The sequence below is a fragment of the Virgibacillus carmonensis genome, assembly GCF_057836705.1.
On sequence record NZ_JBYQFJ010000165.1, the window covers coordinates 1 to 699 of the forward strand.

The following is a 699-nucleotide window of genomic DNA, read 5'->3' on the forward strand; positions in this document are numbered from 1 at the left end:
CACCTGCCAATTGTTTCGCACGTGGATGAAGTCCCCGGGTTTTATATAGCAGCAGGGCATGAAGGCGACGGCATTAGTCTAGCAGCCATCACTGGGAAAGTGATTGAGGAAATGATTTCAGATAAAGAATTATCCATCCCAGTTGAAGCCTTACGCTATAACCGTTTTACCGAAAGGGTGGCACACACATGAAGGTAGATCGTTTATTTACCACCATTGATACACATACGGGCGGGAATCCGACCAGAACGGTTCTAAGTGGTCTGCCGAAGCTAGAAGGAAATACGATGTCGGAAAAGATGCTTTACATGAAAAAGCATTACGACTGGATTCGTAAATTTTTAATGAATGAACCAAGAGGTCACGCTGTCATGTCGGGGGCGTTAATGGTGAATCCCTGCCACCCCGATGCGGATATCGGTGTGATCTATATTGAAACCGGCGGCTACCTGCCCATGTGCGGCCACGATACGATTGGATTTTGTACAGCACTTATCGAGGCGGGTTTAATTGAATTCAGTGAGCCGTTCACCACCATTACGCTGGACACTCCGGCCGGGCTGGTTAAAACAAGGATCAACGTGGAAGATGGCAAGGCAAAAGAAGTGACCTTTGCCAATGTCCCGTCATTTTTGCTAAAAAAAGTCGAAATGGATGTAGAATCAGTCGGTCCGATTGAATGCGAAATTGCCTATGGTG

General features: G+C 46.9%; 1 protein-coding gene and 1 pseudogene. Both read left to right on the forward strand.

Annotated elements, in window-relative coordinates:
* Positions 1–192, forward strand: a pseudogene (locus tag AC3G7N_RS21155) (NAD(P)/FAD-dependent oxidoreductase); the annotation flags it as partial.
* A partial coding sequence (locus AC3G7N_RS21160) for a proline racemase family protein (protein WP_489424114.1) occupies positions 189–699 on the forward strand: 511 nt, incomplete at its 3' end. The pseudogene AC3G7N_RS21155 and the gene AC3G7N_RS21160, both read left to right, overlap by 4 nt.